The following is a 23,455-nucleotide window of genomic DNA, read 5'->3' as shown; positions in this document are numbered from 1 at the left end:
TTTAAACCAAACATAAAGTTTGATTAACTATTAATCACACAAACATCAGAATAAAAGTTTGATAACGATTAAAAGCTGCTGAAATTAATCCTTTGGTGACAATCGTTATATAATTAAATATATAATGAAAACACATAAAAAAGAACCCTTTTCTGTTTTTCGATTACACGTATTAATGAAGATATCTGTCTTACAATTTTGCTCACATATACATATACGGCCAGACATGCGACACACACATTTCATTGACGCACATTTATGCACGTAACCTTGATCTGGTCACTTATTATACAAAGACAACTTTCGCTACACTCAGAGTAGAGGTAAACAAACAGGAGGTAGTGAATATGTATCGCTCAATTCTGGTGCCCATTGATATCTCTGAAACCGATTTGACTCGCCATGTTGTTCCACAGGTTCAGGCGCATGCCAAAACCGCGAAGGTTCACTTTTTAGCCGTTATTCCTACCGTTCCGTTCTATGCCTCGCTGGGGCTGGCCTACTCTACCGAATTCCCGGACAGAAGTGGTCTGCAGGCCAAGGCCAGCGAAAAACTCGAAGAGATTATTAAGCAGTTCAATATTCCTGCAGGCAGGAGTCAAACTCATGTCGTTTACGGCCCGCCAAAGGATCAGATCCTCAAACTGGCGGAATCAGTAGACGCCGAGCTTATTGTCATCGCCTCACATAAACCCGGTTTTAGCACTTATCTGCTGGGTTCAACGGCAGCAGCCGTGGTACGCCACGCGAAATGTCCGGTGCTGGTTGTACGGTGATAGGGTTAAAACGGGAGCGAATGTGCTAATGCCATTCAGTTCACGAAGATGAAAGACCATGGAAATAACTGGGAGTGGAACAACCATAGCGAGGTCATCGCTTCAACGCCCTAATTTCCAGTTAAATCTGTTTTGCTGTTCAGCGATTTTCAAATAAAAGCGCAGGAGGTCAAGTGTGGACTGGTCCGGCTGAAAATTGCCGACGTGTTTCCGTAAGGCCGGGAGAACCCACAGGGATGCGGGTTCAGGGCGCGTTTTACAGGGATGTTGCCTCGCGCCCGGCCCGGTAGCCTGAAGGAATAAGCGGAGAGTATTGCGCAGCAACAATTTTCCCGCCGGGAGCCGGGATTGTTAAGGGTACGGCGATAGTACCCTTAACACGTTCACAGACAGTATCGTTTCAGAGAAGTGAAAAACATAAGGTGAACGTAGCAATACGACGGAGGCAACAGATTCATTACTGCCGGATGTGCTGCTCTCAGCGCTGATTATCCAGTCTGACCAAAGCCAGCAACAGCTGACTTAGCGCGCCGTAAAAACCAAAGTCATCATACCGACAGCATTTAGTGGTGAACTCCGGTAACCAGCGTAACAGCCCTGCCAGCGTTTCTCTGCGCAACGCATCCACCTGCTGATGACGCGGTCCTGCCTCTGCCAGGGAAAAATGCAGATGGCTCAGCAGTTCGATAAAAATCGCCAGATGATCGGCTGACTCGCTAAACGTATCGCTTACCTGCATGCCCGCATCAGATAATAGTTGTTTAATGACCCCATAGTTTGGCCCTCCTTCAAGATGAGCCGATGCATAGGGTAACGCCGCGTGTTTATCCGACATCAGGAACAGGCTGCAAAAATCAGCCGCCAGTTCCAGGGTAGCGTCTTCCCGCACCTTGAGCGCGGCAATTTTCGCCTCTAGCAGAAGGACCTGCGCCTCAAGCAGAGGCTCGCCTTTGAGCACCGCGAACCACTCAGCCATTTCGCTGGACTGCAAAAGCCCCAGGCTTTCATCGTCACGCTCCCGGGAAAACAACTGCGCCAGCCAGGCGTACACGCAGGCCATTTGTTCTTTTGTCAGGGAGGTGTCTTTCATCATGACTTCACCTGCTCAGCCGGGACATATTCACACTGCGCCACCATTTTTATCGGGCCACTGAACGCCGTCACGTTATCCACCTTGCCGGTATACTTCTCAATTTCCACCAGCGTAGTATGGGCGCTGGTTGCCTGCGCCAGCTGAGACGTGCCGATATCTATCGTTAACACGTTCGGATTGCCGTATTTACACAGCGATCCGGTTTCTCCACCGTTATCAGGGTCGTACCAGGCACCTTCATGGATGCGCGCCACGCCCGGCGAGTAGAGATCGGAGACAACCGCCCCGGCCAGCACTTGTCCACGCGCGTTAAATACACGAACTATATCGCCGTTGCGAATGCCCCTGGCGTTGGCATCCTGTGGGTTAATAAACACCGGCTCTTTGCCACCTACCGCGTAATGCTTACGCAACGCTTCGGACTCGCAGAGCTGTGAATGCAGACGGAAATCCGGGTGGACGGATTGCAGATGCAGCGGCCAACGTTGCGACCCTGGCCCACCGTGTGAACGTTCGATTTTCTCGAACCACATCGGATGCCCCTGGCAATCGTCATATTGCATATCGGCAATGGTTTTCGAATATATCTCGATCAAACCGCTTGGCGTCCCCAACGGTTCAAGGTCGGGATCTTCGCGGAAGGCCTGATGACGAACAAACATCTGCGGATGTTCGAATTCAACGTACTCTTGCTGATTCCAGAAAACGTCGAAGGCCGGAAGATGAACGCCGCGTCCCTTCCCTTGCTGACTTCCTTCCTGCCAGATGCGCTTCAACCAGCCCATCTCATCCAGCCCTTCAGTGAACGCTTCTTCACGGTTAAAGCGGCGGCAAAGATCGCGGAAAATATCGAAATCATTACGCGCTTCAAACTGCGGCTGCACCAACTGCTTCATGGCGATAATTCCGCGGTTGGAGTGGTTGCCATATTGGTCAAGATCGTTACGTTCAAACTGGGTCGTCGCCGGCAATACGATGTCGGCGAATCGACAGGTCGACGTCCACTGATTATCGATGGCGATGACGGTTTCCAGCTTACGCCATCCCTCAATAATGCGATTAATCTGCTGGTGACGATGGAAAGGGTTGGTCCCGGCAAAAACGCACATCTTCAGCGGCGGTAACTTAACGGTTTTGCCGTTCCAGTTAATGTTTTTGCCCGGCTCCAGAATCGCATCGATAAAACGCGCGATCGGAATAGTACTGCTGCAGCCCTTATAATCGGTGCTGTCATGCACAGGAGGCACGGTGGTGGAGCCAGAAAAACCGCTCAGGATAATCCCTTTACGCCCCGGGGTGCCCGCACCGTTGTAATGCCAGCCAAAGCCAAAGCCGCCGCCGGGTAAACCGATTTGTCCGAGCATCGAGGCTAGCACCACGATCATCCAGGCCCACTGTTCCCCATGCTGCATACGCTGCACGCACCAGCCGGCAATAATTTGCGTTCTGCCGCCCGCCATCTGCCGCGCCAGTTCACGAATCGTATCTGCATCAATTCCGCAGATTTTTTCCGCCCACTGGGCATCTTTAGGCTGTCCGTCACTTTCGCCCAGCAGATAAGGCAGAAATTGCTCAAACCCAACGCAGTAGTTATCGAGGAAATGCTTATCGTAGAGCTTCTCGGTATACAGCGTGTGTGCCAACGCCAGCTGTAGCGGCACATCAGCCTGCGGGTTCACGGCGATGTGCTTAACCTTGTCGCGGCCCAGATAGTCATGCGTTGAGGTGACGACCGGGTCAACGCTGATGACCGAAATCTCACCCCGCGCCACTTTATCCTTCAGTTGCTCGTAGTATTCGTAGACATCATGATCCGGACACCACCAGTTCGCCTGCTGGTTTTTGATGAGATCGGAACCCCACAGCACAATGGTTTTGCTGTTTTCTAGTACCAGCGGCCAGGAGGTCTGCTGTTCATATACCTCCATTGACCCTACCACGCGCGGCAGAATGACCTGAGCGGCGCCGGTGGAATAGTCTCCCCCGGTACTCACGCTGTTGCCATGCAGCGCAATGGCACGTGCCAGCATCCCGGAAGCATTGTGGAACATCCCGGTCGATTGCCAGCCGCTGGCAGTCAGCAGCGCGCTCGGACCATAGGTCTTCTGAATGCGTTCCAGCTCCTGGTAGAAGAAGTCCAGCGCTTCATCCCACGAAACGCGTACAAAACGGTTATCTCCGCGCTGAGTGGTATCGCTCTGATGGCGCTTACGCAACCAGTCCACGCGGACCATCGGGTAGCGAATACGCGCCCCACCGTGTACGTGATCCGGGAGTCCGGCGATCATTTTTGACGGGTATTTATCATGCTCAAACGGTTTGGCCTCAATAAAACGACCATCAACCACGGTGGCACGGATAGCCCCCCAGTGAGAACCGGTCAGAATCCCCTCTTTGACACCAGTGCCCTGGACTTCTGCGGCGTTAGCGCTACGCGGCGTGAGCAGCGAAGGCCCTAACATACCAGCTACGGTCAAGCCCCCCAACTGCATTAGAAAACGTCGGCGAGATGCCTGAAAGAGATCGTTATTTTTCATTGCTTTCTCCCTTATCGCCATGCGGCTTATCCGTAGTGTCAGAGGCATTCATCTGCAAATATTTCAGTAAGGTACGTTCTTCACGTTTATCCAGACTGGTAAAGCCAATCATGCCGTTCAACGTGCCAATCCAACCGTTAGCATCAAAGTGCTCTTTCTCTGGCGCGCCGTGGCATTGGTTACAGGTTCCGTTATAGAGCGAGTCGGCATAAGCCCAGATAGGTTTGATGTCGTTGACCATATCGCCCTTCTGCATCCAGGCGGTGGCCTGCAATTTACTCCATGGTGTATTCGTTTCCGCAACGGTGGTTTGCTCCAGCGTCTTCACGTGCTGCTGGATGTCGCCACGAATGGAAGCCACAAAAATGCGCTTGCCCGGCAGTTGCGCCAACACGCGCTGACGCCCATTACTCTCGGTCCAGCCCACAATTTCAATTTGCAGCCAGTCACCGTCACGCTTTAACACTTTCACTTCAGAAGCGGGCAGCAGTGAGCCTGCAGGTTCTTTATCACCTTTGGCGGCATAAATAGGTTTGATGTCCAGAGAGTAGAGCGTCTCGCCATCGTCGTTTGCATTGGCGCGTAACTGGTCAAACTGCTTACGGAAACCGCTACTCATATCGGGAAGCTGGTGCGCGATTCCTTTATGGCAGTCGATACAGGATTGGTTGTCCTTGGCCGCAATCTTCATCTGGCGCGCAGCTTCAGGATGTTGTTTAGCGTGGTCCATCGCATCATAGTCATGACAAGAACGACAGGTCGCGGAGTTGTTCTCCTTCATTCGCGCCCATTCGCGCTCCGCCAGCTCAGCGCGTTTGGCTTCGAATTTCTCTGGAGTATCAATAGAGTGGGCAACAAAGGTTTGGTAAATATCGTTGCTGGCCTCCAGCTTACGTTTCACCATGCCTGGAATATCGGATGGAATGTGGCAGTCATGACATTCTGCGCGTACCCCGGAGGCATTCTGAAAATGCGCAGACTGTTTATATTCTTCGTAAACCGGCTGCATACTGTGGCAGCTCACGCAAAACTCGGTAGAACTGGTTAATTTAATACCAACGTGCGGCAAGACGATCAGCGCAATACCGACCACAATCCCGATAACGACCAGCGCCAACACTGACCAACGTGCGCTCGGTCTGAGCAGCGCCCTCCATAGTTTCCGCATAATAGCCCCTGTAATCTTATGGTTTAGTTACAGAGGATCTTATTTCTCAAATGTGAACAGCAACACTGGTCAGGATGAATGACTTACGGCACAATGTGAACAGATATGAACAGAAAGAGCACGCCATCAGGATGTCGCATCACATTGTAATTGTTGAAGATGAACCCGTCACCCAGGCGAGGTTACAGGCATACTTTGAACAGGAGGGTTACCACGTCTCGGTCACCGCCAGCGCTACAGGCCTACGTGAAATCATGTCACAACATCCTGTCGATCTTATTCTGTTGGATATCAATCTCCCGGACGAAAATGGCTTAATGCTGACCCGTGCCCTGCGCGAACGCTCAACGGTAGGGATCATTCTGGTGACGGGTCGTAGCGATCAAATTGACCGGATCGTTGGCCTGGAAATGGGTGCTGATGATTATGTCACCAAGCCGCTGGAGCTACGTGAACTGGTGGTTCGGGTTAAAAATTTGCTCTGGCGTATCGATCTTGCCCGCCAGGCACAGCCGGAGACCAAAGATAACTGCTATCAGTTTGCCGGATACTGTCTGAATGTCTCCCGGCATACCCTGGAGCTGGGCGATGAGACGATCAAACTCACCCGCGCCGAGTATGAAATGCTGGTCGCCTTTGTCACCAATCCGGGGGAAATTCTCAGCCGCGAACGTTTACTGCGTATGCTTTCGGCACGACGGGTAGACAATCCAGACTTACGCACCGTGGATGTATTGATCCGCCGTTTGCGCCATAAGCTACGGGCTGATTTACTGGTGACGCAGCACGGCGAAGGTTATTTTTTAGCGGCCGACGTGTACTGATACAGATAAACCGGACGGAACCCGCCAGGAGAAAGTGAGCGCTGAACATGCTGGCTGTCGGCATTTTTCGGGGTGAGCACCAGGATCGGCGGACTGATATTTTCCCGCACCGGTTGCCCTTGTAATACTCTGATAGCCTGTTGAATCGCCAGTTCACCTTGCCAGACCATTTGATCGCTGGCAGCCATAATGATTCTTTCGCGTTTAAGTCCGCGATAAACCTGATGCGACAGGTAAAAAGAGACCACGGTTAGCGGCGTCCCCTGATTCCGCTTCTCTCCCATCGCTGCCTCCGCAGCAATTGCTGTACCGGCAACCACATCGACATCCGGGTGACGTTCAAGCATCTCTTGTAACAGGTTGCGCTGAACTTCAATATCATTATCCCCCAACGCCACATCCACGATGTGCACCTGACTACCGGCAATCGCCTGACGGAATCCTGCCACCATTTCGCGGCTGCCTCCGGCGTCATCAGGTCCGGGCAATAATAAGACCTTTAACGGTTTTCCCGCGCTCCACTTAACCAGATAGTGGCCTGGCTGGTAACCCATCTGGAACCATGGAACTCCGACCCGTGCTTTCACCGTCGGATCGTGTATCGCATTCACTACCTCAATGACCGGCAACGTACCAACCTGCGCCTGCAAATCCGGAAAAGTCGTTGTGCTGCTGCCCAATAAAATGGCATCCGCGCCCCACTGCTGGCACTGGGCGATTTGTGTTTTTTGCGTGGTGAACTGACGATACCCTCCCGCCTCAAACACCTTCAGGCTTACTCCATATTTTTTTGCCGCCTCAAGCATGCCGTAATTCACTGAAAGCCAGTAGGAATCCTTCAGGCTGGGATACAACGCGCACAGTTTCCAGACTTTGCTTGCAGTAACGTCCGTCTGCGGCACCGAGACTGACTGCCGGGTATCCTGCCAGCGCAGCAGTGCAGACCCGGCCGCGTGACTTAAGCCGGGAAAAAGTGTGATAAGCAGGAAAACCAATACGCGCATGATAGCCTCAACATTGATAAGGCTTTATCCTAGTTGCTTTCCTCTTTTGGACTCAACCTTTTTAATCTGTGGCGACCAGACAGTGAATTTATCTCTGACCAAACGACTGTGGATAGGCTTTGCGCTGATGGCGGTACTGACTCTTATCAGTACGCTGACAGGCTGGTATAACCTGCGTTTTGTCAGCCAGGTTGAGCAGGCCAATACCCAGGCGCTAATTCCAACCATGGATATGGCGCGCCAGCTCAGCGAGGCCAGTGCCTGGGAACTGTTTTCCGCACAAAATCTGACCACCGCAGACAATGAAAATATGTGGCTGGCTCAGGGGAGAATGCTAACCGCCCAGAGTCTGAAAATAACCACATTACTCAAAACTCTTCGTGAACAGGGCTTTGATACTTCGGCCATAGAACAACAGGAAAAAGAGATCGCCCAGTCGTTAAGCCATCAGGGGGAGATGGTTGGCGAACGCCTGAAATTACGCGCTCAACAGCAACAACTTAGCCAGCAAATTATTGAGGCCACCGCTGACGTTGCCGAAATGGCGCGCGGCCAGGCCAGCAATGCAGCTACCTCGGCGGGCGCCACGCAGGCAAGCATTTATGATTTAATTGAGAGTCATCAGGGGCAAGCGGCTGAACACGCGTTGGACAGGCTCATCGATATCGATCTGGAATATTATAACCAGATGAATGAGCTGCGCCTGAGCGCGCTACGCGTGCAGCAAATGGTGATGAATCTGGGGAATAACCAGGCGCAGAATAACCTGGCTGCGCTGGAAAGCCAGTTGAATGCCGCCGTCAGAGTGCTTCACCGCCGACAAATACGTATTGAAGATCCAGTGGTGCGCACTCAGGTGGCCGACACCGTCAATACGATTAGCCGTTATATTGAGCTGCTGTCCCTGTATCGCCAGGATAATGACATCACGACCCAATTGCAGATCTTATCGCAGAATAATATCGAACAATTTACCCGTTTCAGTAGCGAAGTCAGCCAGTTGGTGGAAATCATCGGCCAACGCAATCAAAGCGGACTCGCGCATCTCAAACAGGCCAGCCAGCGCGGGCAACACTTGCTGCTGCTGTTAGGTGGCGTGTCATTATGTTTGCTGATTCTTATACTTTGGCGTGTGGTTTATCGCTCAGTCACACGCCCACTGGCACAGCAAACCCAGGCGTTGCAGCGTCTACTTGAGGGGGATATTGACTCCCCCTTTCCGGAAACCGCAGGCGTTCGCGAGCTGGATACCATCGGGCGGTTGATGGATGCCTTTCGCAGTAGCGTTCACGCCCTCAATAACCATCGCAAACATCTGGCCGCACAGGTTAAAGCTCGCACCGCCGAGCTGCATTCTATGGTATCTGAACACCGGCAGGCCCGTGCAGAAGCTGAAAAAGCTAACCAGGCAAAATCGGCGTTTCTTGCCGCCATGAGTCATGAAATACGCACTCCGTTGTATGGTATCCTCGGCACTGCGCAGTTGCTCTCAGACAATCCCGCCCTGGCACAGCATCGGGAAAATCTACGCGCAATCACCGACTCGGGCGAGTCTCTGCTGACCATCCTCAACGATATCCTCGACTATTCCGCCATCGAAGCCGGTGGAAAGAATGTGGCGATAGGCGATGAGCCTTTTGAACCCAAACCCTTGCTGGAAAGTACGCTTCAACTCATGAACAGCCGCGTTAGCGGTCGCCCGGTCGTGCTGGTTGCGGATTTTGCCGATGACGTTCCCGCTTCCCTGCGTGGCGATCCGCGCCGTATCCGGCAAATCATTACTAACTTATTAAACAACGCACTACGCTTTACCGATCGAGGACACATTATCCTGCGTAGTCGGCGTGAAGATCAGGACTGGTATGTTGAGGTTGAGGATACAGGATGCGGAATTGACCCTGCCCGTCAGCACGATATTTTTCAGCCGTTCGTTCAGGTAAGCGGTAAACGCGGAGGAACCGGGCTCGGACTCACCATCAGCGCCAGTCTCGCCAAGGCAATGCAGGGAGAACTAAGCGTCACCAGCACACCCGGCGTCGGGAGTTGTTTCCAGCTGCGTCTGCCATTGCGGGCAACCACGATGCCCATCATTAAACCCGCACAACGTTCCATATCATTACAGGGCTTACGCTTATTGCTTATCGAGGATAATCCTCTTACGCAGCGCATCAGCACAGAAATGCTCACTCTCAATGGCGCACAGGTCACCGCTGTCGACTGTGCCGAGGAGGCGTTAAGCCTGTTGCGGGAAGATGCCAGCTTTAATGCTGCTCTGGTTGATTTCGATCTTCCTGATATCGACGGGATCACGCTGGCGCAGCAGTTAGCCCACGACTATCCGGCACTTAACCTGATCGGCTTTAGCGCACACGTCATCGACGAAACGCTAAACCAAAGAACCAGTACCCTGTTTCTCGGCATTATTCAAAAACCGGTTCCCCGGGATGAACTCAGTCGACTTATTACGCATTATCTGCACGCCAACGAGTCTCTCCCGCTTGCATCAGACAATGACAACAAACGGTTAGATTTTCAGCAACTGGCTGGGGATATCCAGGTCATGGGATGGCAAAAGGTGCACGAATGGTTAGCGCTCTTTAAGCAACACACCCTTCCTTTATTAGATGAAATTGACACGGCGCGAGATTTAAATGAGCGCGAGCAGATAAAACGTCTGGCACATCAGCTCAAAAGCAGCTGCGCCAGCATGGGAATGCGCTCAGCCAGCACGATGTGTGCAGCACTTGAACAGCAGCCGTTGGGTGATTTTTCACTCAGAGAGGAGATCCAACAAAGTCTTTATGAGGTAGAACGTTGGCTGGAAGCAGAAAAACCGTCCCGCGCGTAACGGTGCGTTGAAGCTGAGCATAGGGACTAACTTTGAATGGTACGCCCTGTAGGATTCGAACCTACGACCTACGGCTTAGAAGGCCGTTGCTCTATCCAACTGAGCTAAGGGCGCATTGCGAAGTGATTACTTCATGCAGATGAAACGCGTGAATTATACGGTCAGCGTCTGCTGAGTCAATGCCTTTTATTTCAGTTGCTGGCGAAGTGTACGAATGTTGATTTTTTCTGCTTGTTCAAGGGTATCCAGGAAATCACCTGGTAACAACTCAGCCCACGAAACGCCAGATTTAAGGATACATGTATTTAGAATATTTATGATTTTGCTTAACATTCCCTTACCCCTCCAGTGGTTCAGGAACTCTTTAATGTTAAGTATCGCCATCAAGGAAGAAAACAGTCACTTCGAACATGGACTGAAAATCATCATCTCCCATCTGTCAAATCAGTGGCATCAGGAGATCTGCTTTTTACCTGTCGAGAATATCGATCGCGCTGACATCGCATTTATCTCCCTGGATGAAGATTGGCTCAGCGCCGATTGCTATCAGATTCCGATCCATACCCGCCGCCAACACCGGGTTGTCATCTGCAACAGAAACGATAAAGATAAGCTGATGTTCCGGCCCTGCCTGTACATGTTGCCGCTGATCTATCGGGAAGATGACGTTGAGGAAATGACTAAAAAATTAGTCCCCATCCTGCAAAAACGTGCGCTGCGCAACAACGTGCCTGCAACTATCTGCCATTACTGCACTACCCGCAACTTTTCTGTCGACGAACGCAAATTCTTAATGTTTCTCGCCAGCGGATATACCTTAGCCGAAACGGCTCACCTACTCTCAATAAGCGATCTTCAGGCCAAAGCGACCCGCCGCGGCATAATGAAAAAGCTGCATGTGAAAAACGATCAGCAATTCTTAAGATACATCCGCGCCCATCTGAATTTTCTACAAAATTAGACGGGGTATCTCTGCCTAATTTTTATTGAGAAATATCTCATCCTCGATTAAGTATCGACTCCTACTGTACCTATCCGCAGACTGCCAGAATAATCCAGCCATACTATTTCCGGGGTAACAGAAAGACACACCCGGTAATATTTTATCTAATATCAGAGAGAGGTTGAACTGGATAAAACGATCTTTTGGGCATTGAGTAAGACATCAGAAAACTTCCGGCAGATTATTCTGATGGGATACGCAATTGCCAGTCTGATGATTGTTGAAGTACTGAAACCCAACGGCACAAGGACATTGACCTTTACGCTGGCAAAAATTTGGGTCAGGGATGTTTATAGTCAGCAATTTATCCAGACCTGCCGCAACAGAAATGGAATGGAAAAGGATGCACAGCGCAAAACGCCGGGACCGCTATCGCCGCATACGAAACACTAACTGTACCTGGCAATATCCCCACTGTACCTCACAAGTATTTGACCGGCTCGAGTATCTGGCGCAAAAACTCGAATACACATTACCGGACGACACTATATCTCAGGCGATAATTACAACAGACTACTACCTGGCCTATGCGTTAAGTCGACATTTATTCTCAGGCACACGTACGGCGGTCTTCCAGAGCGTTGAGTCGGCCTTACCCAGCATGCAAGAACCAGTAATTAGCCAGTTAGTGATTGACATAGAAAGCTTAACACTCCCCTATTTCGATATACTTGAACGTTTGCGCCAGCTAATTAAGCAGCGTAATGACATCCAGATCTTCATAATGCTTTCCAGTCGTGATGAAGACCTGACTACCTTTATTTCACTATCCGGACCATTTTATATCTTATCACGTAATTTACGCCTTCCGGAGGTGCGTCACGCCTTATTATCGCCGGTTCCTGACTATATTCATTCCAGACGCATAAATCAGCTCGATTGGGAGATGATTGCCTTACTTTTACAAGGTAACTCCTTAAAAAAGATTGCATTGTTACAAACACAACCCTACCACCGTATCATCTATCGCCTGAACCAATTGATTACGCGCCTGGGGTTACCCAGCAGACAACGCTTTTTGCATCTGATACACCGCCTCAACGTTACCTCTCTTCATTTAATTTAACACCATAACCCTATGTGCGATAAGATTTTTTAGGAAACTACTTATTCTCGAATAAGAAAAAAGATCTAATTTTTACAAATATTTAATATTTACAACTATTCCTGGTCTTATGCCTGGTGCCACTGTCACACTTAACCTTACTGATTCTGTGCATTTCAATATAAAAAAGCCTAATTACAGTCTTAACAAAACCTAAACAATTGGTTTATTGTATCGTTTTTACTATTTAAAAAAATTTTCAATCTGCCATAATTCGAACTGCAGATAAATAATACCAATAGTCATTAACACATCTGGATCTTTCAGAATATCCTAACTGACATTAACAACCGGGATGTTGTAAGTCTTTTCCGAAAGAACAGAGCAGGTATAATCCCCACAGTTTCCTGATTAATTGTTAGTTTTCCCGGTGTGAAATGGATTTTCCACAAATTCATTGTTCTGCAGAAGAACAACCGAATAAACAAGGATGAAATAATATTTATTCGGTTTTCCCGCAGAACAATTCTTGGCTATTTGACAATATTATAACGCCTGATGTTTTATCAAATTCGCAAGATACGCAAACAGTTTGAGGCATACAACAATGAAACCAGCATCCGTTATCATTATGGACGAACACCCTATTGTCAGAATGTCGATAGAAGTACTACTCGAGAAAAACAGTAATATTCAGGTAGTATTGAAAACCGACGACAGCCGTACGGCAATAGAACACCTGCGCACATACCCGGTCGATCTTGTCATCCTGGATATTGAACTACCTGGTTCGGATGGATTTACATTACTCAAGAGAATAAAGTCTCTGCAGGAGAAAACTCGGGTGCTGTTTCTCTCTTCCAAATCGGAGTCTTTTTATGCCGGGCGTGCTATCCGGGCCGGTGCAAATGGTTTTGTCAGTAAACGAAAGGATCTCAATGATATCTACAATGCAGTAAAAATGATTTTATCGGGATATTCTTTTTTCCCGTCGGACACCCTTAATTTCATTAACAATATAAACGCACAAAAAGGTGTGCTGAATGACATGCCGCTCTCTAACCGCGAGGTTACGGTTTTGCGTTATCTGGCAAACGGTCTGTCCAATAAGGAAATTGCTGAACAGTTGTTACTCAGCAATAAAACGATTAGCGCTCACAAGGCGAATATCTACTCCAAGCTCGGGTTGCACACCATCGTTGAGCTGATCGATTATGCAAAAATGCATGAGTTAATGTAATAACACTCCCGGCGAGATGTCGTTCGGGAGCGTTTTGTCAGCTTATTGATTAGTTATAGTTAATCATAAACGTGGCATCAGCCCTGGCGACGCCAGGCTGAACTCCATCGGCTAACGCGATATAGTTGGCGAAAAAGGTCAGCGTGGCATTGCCGTTCTCATCAATCCCCACGGCCTGGCTCGCCTGTTCGAGCGGTAATCGCGTACGATCGCTGTCGTGCAGTTCAATCGCCACCTTTTGCGCCATGACCGCATCATCAAGCGCCAACAGCGTCGTGCCCGGAGCCGGAGTACCGGAAAACGTTATCGACGCGGATCCCGGCGGGCAACCTTCAAGCTTCAGCGTAAACGCGACCGGTTGAGTGGTATCTCCGCTGGTCTGAAGCTGCTTTGTCGGCCAGGTCCCCAACTCCACCGACTTATTGCTATCGCTGGCAATCACCGCACAGGTAAAGTCCACCACGTTGCCACGCAGCTCAATATTGATTTCCCCCAGCGACGAGGAGGCATGGCCCAACGAACTGAATGTTAGCAGGGACACCATCGCCAGAAGCGCCCCTGCGAATGGCGTTTGCTTGTTAGTCATAATCCACTCGCAGATAACCACGAGCCGTAAAAGGCCCTTCGGTAGGTTTATTCCCCGTCACGCTGACCGGCCATGCCCGAATACCGACCCTGGCTGCGGCGTTATCATCCAATTGAAATGGGATATTGCTGGAAAAATTGTTAGGCGTCAGCGGGTTACCACTGCTATCGGCGACGATAAAACCTAAATCCGGGTTGTCAGAAACCATCATTTTTCCGGTGGCTTTCTCAGCCTCTACACGCATGGTCAAGTAGGCCTGTGCGGCGACGTTGGTGCATTTTATCGCCACGGTTTTTGTCTGCGGATTAATGCCTTCGGGCCGGTTTCCTGCCCCCGCCTTGCTAAACAACGATGCGCCGATATCGCCAAAATCAAACTCAACAATCTGCCCGGCGTTCACCTCACAGTTTTGTGGAACCTCCACCTTACCGCTGTAGCTGATAGTGTACACCGGCGTGCTTAGCGCATCTCCGGTACTGGTCGTGACATAGACGCTGAACATCGTCTGCCGCGGAATCGGAACCATGTTAATAAACGAGCGGATCACTTTGAGTTTAAACACCAGCTTTGAATCCATTACGCCAAAAGGCTGCTGTTTCGATACGTTGGGGTGAGTCCCCATGCGGATATAATTACGCGGAGGATAAAACAACCCGGCATAGCTGTCGGTGATGCTCATGGCTCCCAGCAGGTAGTCATTGAGCTTCAGATACTGAAAACCGCCCTCGGTACTTTGCACCGGAAGTTCAGTGACATAGCTTCGGTAGGTGTAATTCACCGACGTTCCGGCCGGACAGGTGGCATTCACGCCAATCCAGCCCGATTTTTCCGGTAACGTTACAACCTGTCCCGGCTGGTTGTTGCTGCTGTTAAAGACATTCGACAGATCGTAAAAAACATCCGTTGGCGTGCCATTCGAGTTATGGCAGACCGTCGCCCATGACGAATGGGCCATCAGCAGTAAGGCGCTTCCCAGTAACAAACCCGTTTGTCTTTTCATCGTATTATTCCTGTCGTGCCGTTGGAGATTCGCACGTCACGTTCGTGAGCGTCACCGCCTGTTTCAGACTCTCCTCAGGCAAGGCATAGCGCGCCACGCAGCGAGCGTTTGCGCCTTCCCCCCATTGGATCAGCAACTCGCCTTTTAGCGGCAGACCACTGAGATAAATTTGCCCGTCTTCGCCCACCATACTGGTCACGCCACTGGTGTTTTCCCGCACAATAGAGCCAAACGGCACGGGTTTACCGGCATGTTTGGCGGTAATCAGCGCCCGCACACCGATTCGTGTATCAAACGCCGCTCGCACCAGCGCCCCTTGCGTTGGTACTACGCTGCTGACGTTATTTTCCACATCGGTATTGTTGTTCATGGAATTGGTGTCTAACGCGATGCGGTTATAGCGATAGACGGTGGCATACGGCATCACCGCGTATCCACGCCAGTCGGTTTGAACGCCGGTCTGGTTTTCTATCCGCACACCCTGTGCGCCAGGCGCTTTAATCAGCACGTTGGTATCACCCAGAGGCTGACTGAGCGTAATGCCATCCGCATGCCCCACCACGCCACCAGAGAGTTGCCAGTTGTAATCATGCTGATCGCGATCGTAGTTGTATCCCACGCCCAGCGTGCCATAGGCCGCCTGCCAGTTGGCACTGGCGTTTCCGCTGTAGCCATTGGTGCTGCTGTGCCCCTGATTCACGCTGTAGCTCAGGTTGCGTCCATCCAGCAACGTACCGCCGATCCCGCTCTGCCAGCTGTTTTGTCCATTGCTATTACGGTTAGCATTAAAGGTGGCGTAGGTGCGATCTAAGGCGCTATCTCGCGAGTAGCGCCGTCCGCTCAGCAGGCTGAACGGTATTGACATATTGAACGCGACAATACGGTCGGTGTCGGAGATGCCAACCGATTCATTCCACGACCAGGAGAGTGAATAGCTAATACCTTGCCAGCCGCTGGCATAGCCCAGTTGATACCAGGTATTGGTGTCTGAGGTATTCCAGTACGTTTGCTGACTACCCGAGACATACAGCGATCCGTAATCCCCCAGATTCTGCGAAATGTTTATCTGGAAACGGCCCTTTTTGCTGTAGCTCAGGTTGTGGTAACTCTTCACATCGGGCACATCGTGGCGATTGCCCTCGCTGTCGTATTCGTACTCATAGCCTTCCATACTGCGATACGCCACATCGTCGAGGGTATAGAAACCACGCGTAGAGTAGCGATATCCCAACAACTGAAAGTTGGTGCCAAAATTGTTCAGCGATTTCGCATATAGAAAACGCAATGACTGCCCCTGGTGCGTACTGTCATCCGCCAGTTGGCTGCGGGCATGGGTCAGATCGACAGAAACCGCCCCCCAGTCCCCCAGGTTTCGGCCGGTGCCTAAAACCACCGCCGTGTAGCGTGAGGCCAACTGCGTACCGCCGTAAGCGGTGTAGCCTTCTGGTAACCCAGCAATTAATGTTCCCTGGAAAAAGAATGGAGAAGATTGTTGGCTATTGCCGCTGCGAAAATCCCCTGCGACCACGTCATATTTGAAACGCCCTTCTCGTTGTAACAAGGGAACCGTGGAGTACGGCACCGTATAGCGCTGTTGGCTGCCGTCCTTTTCGTCCACCGTCACCTCAAGGTCACCGCTGGATGACGTCGGGTTGAGATCGGTTATCGAGAAAGCGCCCGGTGAAACATAGCTTTGATAAATCACATAGCCATTCTGACGAATGGTTAGCTTTGCCGCTGTTCGCGCAATACCGCGAACGGTAGGCGCGTAACCCTGTAAGCTGTCGGGATACATACTGTCTGAGGAATAGAGCCGCGCCCCGCGAAATCCGACGCTGTCAAAAACGTCGTTGCCGGTGTTGCTGTCACCCATCACCAGCTCGCCCTTCAGCGGGATAATCGCGCGCTGAAGCCATGTGCCGATGTTTTTCCAGCTTTGTGAGTGATATCCGTCACCTTTGGAATAGCTCCATGCACCGTTATTTCTCAAGCGCCAGGGGCCATAGTTCAGGCCACTGAGCATACTTAAGAAATAACTGTCCGTATCACTCCCGCGACTGCCGGTGAAACTGTAGTTAACCAGCGCAGCCGGGATGCCTTCATCCCACTCTTCCGGTGGAATATAGCCACGCGCGCTGTTTAACATCGACGCCTGCGGCAGGCTGACGTTTAGTCGCAGGGTAGAAAAATCAAACGCAATCTCGCTGCCTGGAATCGCCTCAGGTAGATTGATGCAGGTATCGTTCGCATCCTTACTGAGTGCCGGAAACGCGGCGATATTGACGCCAAGGCGCTTCACCCAGTCGAGCCCAAAGCACGGCATCAGCCCACCGGACTTCTCCCCGGCTTTTCCCGCGCTGGTCGTAAAACGAATATCCTGAGTAGCCACAAACTCATCGTTGCGCCAGATATCCACGCGATAAACACCTTCAGGCTGGTGATTACCTTTTTCAAAACGTGATAAATCCGCCACGGTTGCCGTATCCGCAGATAAAAAAGCCGGATTAAAATAGCTTTCACCATGGCTTAAAGAGGGAAAGAGCGCCGCCAGCGTGGACAACGCCACCCCCGCCAGCGGTGGCGTAACCCCCGGAAACAGGCCAGGAAAATACGTTGTCTTATTCATCGTTATCTCAACGCACGCTAACCGTTTGGGCCGGGGTCACAGCGCCATAATCATTGACCGTCTGGAACGTAACGTTGCCCTGCACGCCTGTTGGCAACAGAACCTGCGCATCACTTTTCGGTGCAACCATCACGTTATCGACCTTCGTTTTCCCCACGTTGAGATTGACCAACGTGACGTAATACGCTGACGGATTGTTAATTTTCAGGTGGTTGCCGGAACGGGAGAATTTCAGCATCCCGGGCGCATCTTCCGGAATTTGCGGCAAATTATTCGGGCGCACAAAAAGCTTGATGCGGGACAGAATCGCCAGTTGCAGAACGTTTTTGCCCTCAAGGCTGTTTTTATTGACTGACGGAATGGCTTTTACGTTCATCCAGAACAGCGACTCACGATCTTTGGGCAACGGAACACCTGCATAGATAATACGCAACGTGTTTTCGCTTTTGGGCTCGCTGACAAACAACGGAGGCGTAACCACAAACGATTTTTCTTTAACACCTGCGCTATTCTCAATCCATGAATTGACCAGGTAACGTTCTTTGGTATCACTATTGCTAATAGACAGTGACGTTTGTTTAGCATCGGCTGGATAAATAACACGGGTAGCGCCTAATGCAATGCCTCCGGCAGCCTGAACACTGGCAACAGGAAATAAGAATAGTAAAAGGATAAAACCTGATTTTAGATAATTAAACATAGCTACAAATACCTTTGGTGTGATTATCGTTGGGAAATAAATCAGGGATAAACCAACGTAAACCACACGTCTGAACGAAGCGTTCCCGGCGTTATATTTTCCGAGACAGCCCGATAACGAGCAGTGAAATGAAACGTCATCTCTTGCGTTATAATCGGCGCATAATGAAGCGGCAGCGCGTTCGGAATAATTTGCCGTTGGCGCTGGTCAAATAACGCCAGGCCGATCCCCGAAGTCGCAGACGCATCTCCACTGGCAAGGAAAACCTGCGGATCTTCCGCTGGCGTCACGCCTGCAAACGCAATCCCAACGTGGTCATAAACATCGGAGCTGCATGACGTTAAGCGCAGTGAAAACGGCACGCTGGTAGAGGCAAAGCTCCCCGTCCCGGAGAAAGCATTGGTGCGATACTGCCCCATTTGCACCCGCAAATTTTGGCTGTCAGTAGCGACCGTGCAGGCACCATTGACGAGCTGCCCCCGTAAGTGAAGGCGGCCACTTTCCAGTATTACCGTATGTGCAAACACAGGCAGTACGCACAGCATTCCCGCCAGCGCCACGCCTTTCCCTATCATCTGCCGCATCCTTCATCATCCCCGGAAATTGCCTCATCCAGTGAGGCGAATGTCATCCTTGCGCAAATCAAAACGGCTTATTCGTACTTCATGATGAACGTCGCGTCGGCATTTGCCTGACCCGGCGTAGCGCTGGTGGCAGTGGCTTTGTAACGCGCAGAGAAACGCAGGGTGTTGGTTCCTTCTACCAGCGCCTGAGCGGTAGAGAAGGTGGCTCCATCCGGCTTCAGCGCGGTGGACGTATTGTCCAGAATTTCAATCCCGACACCGCTGGCAGTGGTACCGTTATCTGCAGAAGTGACAGCCAGCAGGTTGTTGTTGGTAATATCGGATTGACCAGAGAAAGCCACAGCTGCGGTTGCGGCAACTTTCGGGTCACAGTCGTTCAGCACGATGGAGAACGGAATTTGTGCCGTTGTATCACCTACTGCGGCAAAACTGGCAGTACGATACTGGCCTAAGGTAACAACCTGATCGGATGACTGAGTACTGACTGCACAGGCTGCATTGACCAGTTCACCTTCAAAATGCACAGTACCGCCGCTCACGCTTACCGGATCGGCTGCAACCGCAGCACCTGCGACTAACATCAGGCTGGCAATAACAGAAGAGGTCATTAATTTACGTTTCATGGATTTCCCTTGAATTACACACATCCGGCTCCAGCATCCTGCGGGATCCGTTTTCATTATCGACATTAAATGTCAGGCTAATTATCTCTGCATCCTGTAAAGATATATATCGCAAGAGAATTAGCTAACCTTTTACCCCGACTCTCCTGAGTATTTGATTTACTAATTATCCTTCGCGAATATGACTATTCGTCACAGCGATAAATTAAACATTTCAATTAATGAAAAATACCTGCAAATCCTTTTAATAGCCCTGGCTAATTCTTAATGGGATCTAAGAAAAGTCTTGGTTAATATTACCTAAATGCCGCCGTAATAGTACGTAACAGTCTGGTTTATGAAGCATTACCCATAAAGAACCCAGGGTGATGAGATGTTTCATTCACGTTAATTTTAATTAGCATGCTTACTATTTATTCGTAAGGCTTCAGCCTTTGTGCTGACACCATTTGCAGCCCGTGACGGCCCTGGCGCACATAAAAACGCAAACGAAAACTGACAGCACGTCCCGCTTCTGACAAAATAGTGGCATCCCCTTCGATTTAACGTAACAGACGGAATCCTCTCTCTGATGGCAGCAAAGATTATTGACGGTAAAACGATTGCGCAGCAGGTGCGCTCTGAGGTTGCTCAAAAAGTTCAGGCGCGTTTAGCGGCTGGATTACGCGCCCCAGGCCTGGCTGTTGTGCTGGTAGGCAGCAATCCGGCTTCGCAAATTTACGTCGCGAGTAAACGCAAAGCCTGCGACGAAGTGGGGTTCGTCTCCCGCTCCTATGACCTGCCCGAAACCACCAGCGAGGCGGAGCTTCTTGAGCTGATCGATACGCTCAATGCAGATACCACCATCGACGGTATTCTGGTACAACTGCCGTTACCTGCCGGTATCGACAACGTTAAAGTGCTGGAGCGTATTGCACCGGATAAAGACGTTGACGGTTTTCATCCGTATAACGTCGGTCGCCTGTGCCAGCGTGCGCCGCGCCTGCGTCCTTGTACCCCGCGCGGTATCGTGACCCTGCTTGAGCGTTACAACATCGACACCTACGGCCTTAATGCGGTCGTCATTGGCGCTTCAAACATCGTCGGTCGCCCAATGAGCATGGAACTGCTGCTGGCTGGCTGCACCACCACCGTCACCCATCGCTTCACCAAAGATCTGCGTCGCCACGTTGAGCATGCTGACCTGCTAATTGTTGCCGTCGGTAAACCGGGCTTTATTCCTGGCGAGTGGATCAAAGAAGGTGCGATTGTGATTGATGTCGGCATCAACCGTCTGGAGAATGGTAAGGTTGTTGGCGATGTGGTCTTTGAAGATGCTGCCGCACGCGCGTCATATATCACGCCGGTCCCCGGCGGCGTAGGCCCAATGACGGTCGCCACACTTATCGAAAACACGCTGCAGGCGTGTGTTGAATATCATGATGTAAAGGACGTTTAAGATGGCCACATTTTCACTGGGTAAACACCCACATGTTGAACTCTGCGATCTGCTGAAGCTGGAAGGCTGGAGCGAAAGCGGCGCCCAGGCAAAAATTGCTATTGGCGAAGGGTTAGTGAAGGTCGATGGTGTTGTTGAAACGCGTAAACGCTGCAAAATCGTTGCCGGACAGACCGTGAGCTTTGAAGGTCACAGCATTACCGTCGTGGCATGACCCTAAGTGCCGGATGAGGTAAACACCGTATCCGGCCACTTCTCCCTCTCGTTTTCAGATAATGACTTCATCCCCGCTTCACAGTGAACTGTTAGCATGTTGTTTTTCCACACGAAGCGATCATCATGCCCACTATTGTTACCCACGCAGCCGTTCCGCTCTGTTTAGGGTTAGGTCTCGGACTTAAAGTCATCCCCCCACGATTACTGTTTGCTGGCGTCGTTCTGGCTATGCTGCCAGATGCCGATGTGTTGTCATTTAAGTTCGGTGTCGCCTATGGCAATGTGTTTGGCCACCGGGGATTTACCCACTCACTGCTGTTCGCCTTCGTGGTACCGCTGCTCTGCGTATTGATTGGCCGACGATGGTTTAAGGCGGGATTGATTCGCTGCTGGCTATTCCTGACGGTTTCACTGCTGTCACACAGTCTGCTGGATTCCGTTACGACAGGCGGCAAAGGCGTCGGCTGGCTGTGGCCGTGGTCGGATGAACGCTTCTTTGCACCGTGGCAGGTGATTAAAGTCGCCCCGTTTGCGCTATCACGCTACGCCACACCGTATGGGCATCAGGTAATAACTTCGGAGTTGATGTGGGTATGGCTGCCGGCCGTTATGATGATGGGTGTGCTGTGGTGGTACAAACGTCATTAATAGTGCCTGATGGCGCTACGCTTATCAGGCCTACCGATCATTCCATCGTAGGCCGGATAAGGCGTAAGCCGCCATCCGGCAATATAGAGAGTTACTTACGACGCCAGGTGGTGCCCTGCGGGCCGTCTTCCAGCACGATGCCCATCTCATTGAGACGGTCACGCGCGGCATCAGCCGCCGCCCAGTCTTTCGCTTTACGCGCATCCAGACGCTGTTGGATTAACGCTTCAATTTCAGCAACTTCACCGTCATCCGCCTGCGCCCCGCTTTGCAGGAACGCTTCCGGATCCTGTTCCAGCAGTCCCAGCACGCTGGAGAGCTTGCGCAGATGCGCAGCCATACCGTTAGCCGCCGCCATATCTTCACCCTTCAGGCGGTTAACTTCACGCGCCATATCAAACAGCACGGAGTAAGCTTCCGGCGTGTTGAAGTCATCGTCCATCGCTTCAATGAAACGTGCTTCAAAGGCCTCGCCACCCGCAGGGGCAACGGATTTGTCGGTACCGCGCAGTGCAGTGTACAGACGCTCCAGCGCAGAACGCGCCTGTTTCAGGTTCTCTTCGCTGTAGTTGAGCTGGCTACGATAGTGACCCGACATCAGGAAGTAGCGAATGGTTTCGGCGTCGTAGTATTTCAGCACATCGCGCACGGTAAAGAAGTTGCCCAGCGATTTAGACATTTTCTCGCGGTCAACCATCACCATCCCGGAGTGCATCCAGTAATTAACATACTCACCGTCATGCGCACAGGTGGACTGCGCGATTTCGTTTTCATGATGCGGGAACATCAGGTCCGAACCGCCGCCGTGAATATCGAAATGGTTACCCAGTTGTTTGCAGTTCATCGCCGAACATTCGATGTGCCAGCCCGGACGACCTGCGCCCCATGGAGACGGCCAGCTCGGCTCGCCTTCTTTGGACATTTTCCACAGCACGAAGTCCATCGGGTTACGCTTCACATCAACCACGTCAACGCGAGCACCCGCCTGCAGCTGATCCAGATCCTGGCGTGACAGCTGACCGTAGTTCGGGTCAGTCGGCACGTCGAACATCACGTCGCCGTTATCAGCAACGTAAGCGTGACCTTTGGCAATCAACTGCTCAGTGATTTCGATAATTTCAGCGATATGGTGCGTAGCGCGCGGCTCCAGATCCGGGCGCAGAATATTCAGCGCATCGAAATCGCTATGCATTTCCGCGATCATTCTGTCGACCAACGCGACAAAGCTTTCACCGTTTTCATTCGCGCGCTTGATGATTTTGTCATCAATATCGGTAATGTTGCGTACATACTTCAGCTTATAGCCGAGGAAGCGCAGGTAGCGCGCGACGACGTCGAAAGAAACAAAGGTACGTCCGTGGCCAATATGACAGAGATCGTAAACGGTAATACCACACACGTACATGCCGACTTCCCCGGCATGAATAGGTTTGAATTCCTCTTTTTGGCGCGTCAGTGTATTAAAGATTTTTAACATCGAAGATTCCGTGTAGACG

At 51.1% G+C, this 23,455-nt stretch carries 20 protein-coding genes and 1 tRNA gene; 9 read left to right on the top strand and 12 right to left on the bottom strand.

The genetic code is table 11. The features are described 5' to 3' along the window. Positions 1 to 347 precede the first annotated feature (347 nt). Positions 348 to 776, top strand: a complete 429-nt coding sequence (gene uspF / locus WN16_RS10040; protein ID WP_003835732.1) for a universal stress protein UspF — start codon at positions 348 to 350, stop codon at positions 774 to 776. 478 nt (positions 777 to 1,254) lie between these two features. Here the strand turns inward: uspF and torD are convergent, their stop codons facing one another. The 3 genes from torD to torC are packed head-to-tail and all read right to left on the bottom strand — an operon-like array spanning position 1,255 to position 5,574. Beyond that, positions 1,255 to 1,869 carry a molecular chaperone TorD gene (gene torD, locus WN16_RS10030; protein WP_032936924.1) on the bottom strand — a complete coding sequence of 205 codons (615 nt, stop codon included), beginning with the start codon at positions 1,867 to 1,869 and terminating at the stop codon, positions 1,255 to 1,257. After that, the gene (torA, locus tag WN16_RS10025; RefSeq protein WP_044699463.1) at positions 1,866 to 4,406 is read right to left on the bottom strand and encodes a trimethylamine-N-oxide reductase TorA; all 2,541 of its coding nucleotides are present in this window, start codon (positions 4,404 to 4,406) and stop codon (positions 1,866 to 1,868) included. Before torA ends, torD begins: the two co-directional genes overlap by 4 nt. Further along, the gene (gene torC / locus WN16_RS10020; RefSeq protein ID WP_003021915.1) at positions 4,396 to 5,574 is read right to left on the bottom strand and encodes a pentaheme c-type cytochrome TorC; all 1,179 of its coding nucleotides are present in this window, start codon (positions 5,572 to 5,574) and stop codon (positions 4,396 to 4,398) included. The genes torA and torC overlap by 11 nt, the downstream gene beginning before the upstream one ends. Before the next feature lie 131 nt (positions 5,575 to 5,705). Here torC and torR point away from each other — a divergent pair, with 131 nt between their 5' ends. Continuing rightward, positions 5,706 to 6,398, top strand: a complete 693-nt coding sequence (torR, locus tag WN16_RS10015) for a two-component system response regulator TorR (RefSeq protein ID WP_003021912.1) — start codon at positions 5,706 to 5,708, stop codon at positions 6,396 to 6,398. Here torR and torT read toward each other — a convergent pair. Further along, positions 6,371 to 7,402: a TMAO reductase system periplasmic protein TorT gene (torT, locus tag WN16_RS10010; protein WP_044699462.1), complete on the bottom strand. Its 1,032-nt coding sequence runs from the start codon at positions 7,400 to 7,402 to the stop codon at positions 6,371 to 6,373. The genes torR and torT overlap by 28 nt on opposite strands. An 82-nt stretch (positions 7,403 to 7,484) precedes the next feature. Between torT and torS the strand changes: the two genes are divergently transcribed. Further along, complete coding sequence (torS, locus tag WN16_RS10005) at positions 7,485 to 10,250, top strand: TMAO reductase system sensor histidine kinase/response regulator TorS (RefSeq protein WP_071681432.1); 2,766 nt, start codon at positions 7,485 to 7,487, stop codon at positions 10,248 to 10,250. Positions 10,251 to 10,287: 37 nt separating this feature from the next. On the opposite strand, the gene WN16_RS10000 is transcribed toward torS, so the two are convergent. Continuing rightward, a tRNA-Arg gene (locus WN16_RS10000) sits at positions 10,288 to 10,364 on the bottom strand. A 253-nt stretch (positions 10,365 to 10,617) separates the two neighbouring features. Here WN16_RS10000 and fimW point away from each other — a divergent pair. From fimW to fimZ, 3 genes are all read left to right on the top strand, one after another. Then, positions 10,618 to 11,211, top strand: coding sequence for a fimbria biosynthesis transcriptional regulator FimW (gene fimW, locus WN16_RS09995; protein ID WP_044699458.1), 594 nt, complete (start codon positions 10,618 to 10,620; stop codon positions 11,209 to 11,211). Between the two features lie 385 nt (positions 11,212 to 11,596). Beyond that, entirely contained in the window at positions 11,597 to 12,319 is a 723-nt protein-coding gene (locus WN16_RS09990; protein WP_003021904.1) for a hypothetical protein, read from the top strand. A 586-nt stretch (positions 12,320 to 12,905) separates the two neighbouring features. Continuing rightward, positions 12,906 to 13,538, top strand: coding sequence for a fimbria biosynthesis transcriptional regulator FimZ (gene fimZ / locus WN16_RS09985; RefSeq protein ID WP_003021902.1), 633 nt, complete (start codon positions 12,906 to 12,908; stop codon positions 13,536 to 13,538). Between the two features lie 49 nt (positions 13,539 to 13,587). On the opposite strand, the gene sfmF is transcribed toward fimZ, so the two are convergent. The 6 genes from sfmF to fimA form a co-directional block, all read right to left on the bottom strand. After that, positions 13,588 to 14,082: a fimbria assembly protein gene (sfmF, locus tag WN16_RS09980; RefSeq protein WP_085951539.1), complete on the bottom strand. Its 495-nt coding sequence runs from the start codon at positions 14,080 to 14,082 to the stop codon at positions 13,588 to 13,590. Positions 14,083 to 14,116: 34 nt separating this feature from the next. Next, entirely contained in the window at positions 14,117 to 15,079 is a 963-nt protein-coding gene (fimH, locus tag WN16_RS09975; RefSeq protein ID WP_230133457.1) for a type 1 fimbria D-mannose specific adhesin FimH, read from the bottom strand. 49 nt (positions 15,080 to 15,128) lie between these two features. Continuing rightward, positions 15,129 to 17,750 (bottom strand): fimbrial biogenesis usher protein, encoded by a 2,622-nt coding sequence (locus WN16_RS09970; protein WP_044699455.1) that lies wholly within the window; start codon positions 17,748 to 17,750, stop codon positions 15,129 to 15,131. A gap of 7 nt (positions 17,751 to 17,757) precedes the next feature. Continuing rightward, a complete protein-coding gene (gene fimC, locus WN16_RS09965; RefSeq protein WP_044699452.1) occupies positions 17,758 to 18,450 on the bottom strand; it encodes a type 1 fimbria chaperone FimC in 693 nt (230 codons plus the stop codon). 41 nt (positions 18,451 to 18,491) lie between these two features. After that, a complete protein-coding gene (gene fimI, locus WN16_RS09960) occupies positions 18,492 to 19,025 on the bottom strand; it encodes a type 1 fimbrial protein subunit FimI (protein WP_044699450.1) in 534 nt (177 codons plus the stop codon). Between the two features lie 77 nt (positions 19,026 to 19,102). Next, a complete protein-coding gene (gene fimA, locus WN16_RS09955) occupies positions 19,103 to 19,657 on the bottom strand; it encodes a type 1 fimbrial major subunit FimA (RefSeq protein WP_003835752.1) in 555 nt (184 codons plus the stop codon). 571 nt (positions 19,658 to 20,228) lie between these two features. On the opposite strand from fimA, the gene folD reads away from it, so the two are divergent. From folD to WN16_RS09940, 3 genes are all read left to right on the top strand, one after another. After that, complete coding sequence (gene folD, locus WN16_RS09950) at positions 20,229 to 21,095, top strand: bifunctional methylenetetrahydrofolate dehydrogenase/methenyltetrahydrofolate cyclohydrolase FolD (RefSeq protein ID WP_003021887.1); 867 nt, start codon at positions 20,229 to 20,231, stop codon at positions 21,093 to 21,095. A gap of 1 nt (position 21,096) precedes the next feature. Then, entirely contained in the window at positions 21,097 to 21,309 is a 213-nt protein-coding gene (ybcJ, locus tag WN16_RS09945) for a ribosome-associated protein YbcJ (RefSeq protein WP_044699447.1), read from the top strand. A gap of 125 nt (positions 21,310 to 21,434) precedes the next feature. Beyond that, positions 21,435 to 21,959, top strand: a complete 525-nt coding sequence (locus WN16_RS09940; RefSeq protein ID WP_003835753.1) for a metal-dependent hydrolase — start codon at positions 21,435 to 21,437, stop codon at positions 21,957 to 21,959. Positions 21,960 to 22,050: 91 nt separating this feature from the next. On the opposite strand, the gene cysS is transcribed toward WN16_RS09940, so the two are convergent. After that, a complete protein-coding gene (gene cysS / locus WN16_RS09935; RefSeq protein ID WP_003831109.1) occupies positions 22,051 to 23,436 on the bottom strand; it encodes a cysteine--tRNA ligase in 1,386 nt (461 codons plus the stop codon). Between the last annotated feature and the right edge of the window lie 19 nt (positions 23,437 to 23,455).

It is taken from the genome of Citrobacter sp. ABFQG, assembly GCF_004322975.1.
In the GTDB taxonomy this organism is placed as follows: Bacteria; Pseudomonadota; Gammaproteobacteria; order Enterobacterales; family Enterobacteriaceae; genus Citrobacter; species Citrobacter freundii.
The sequence above is the reverse complement of the archived record's forward strand: the minus strand, read 5'-3'. Positions and strand labels throughout refer to the sequence as shown.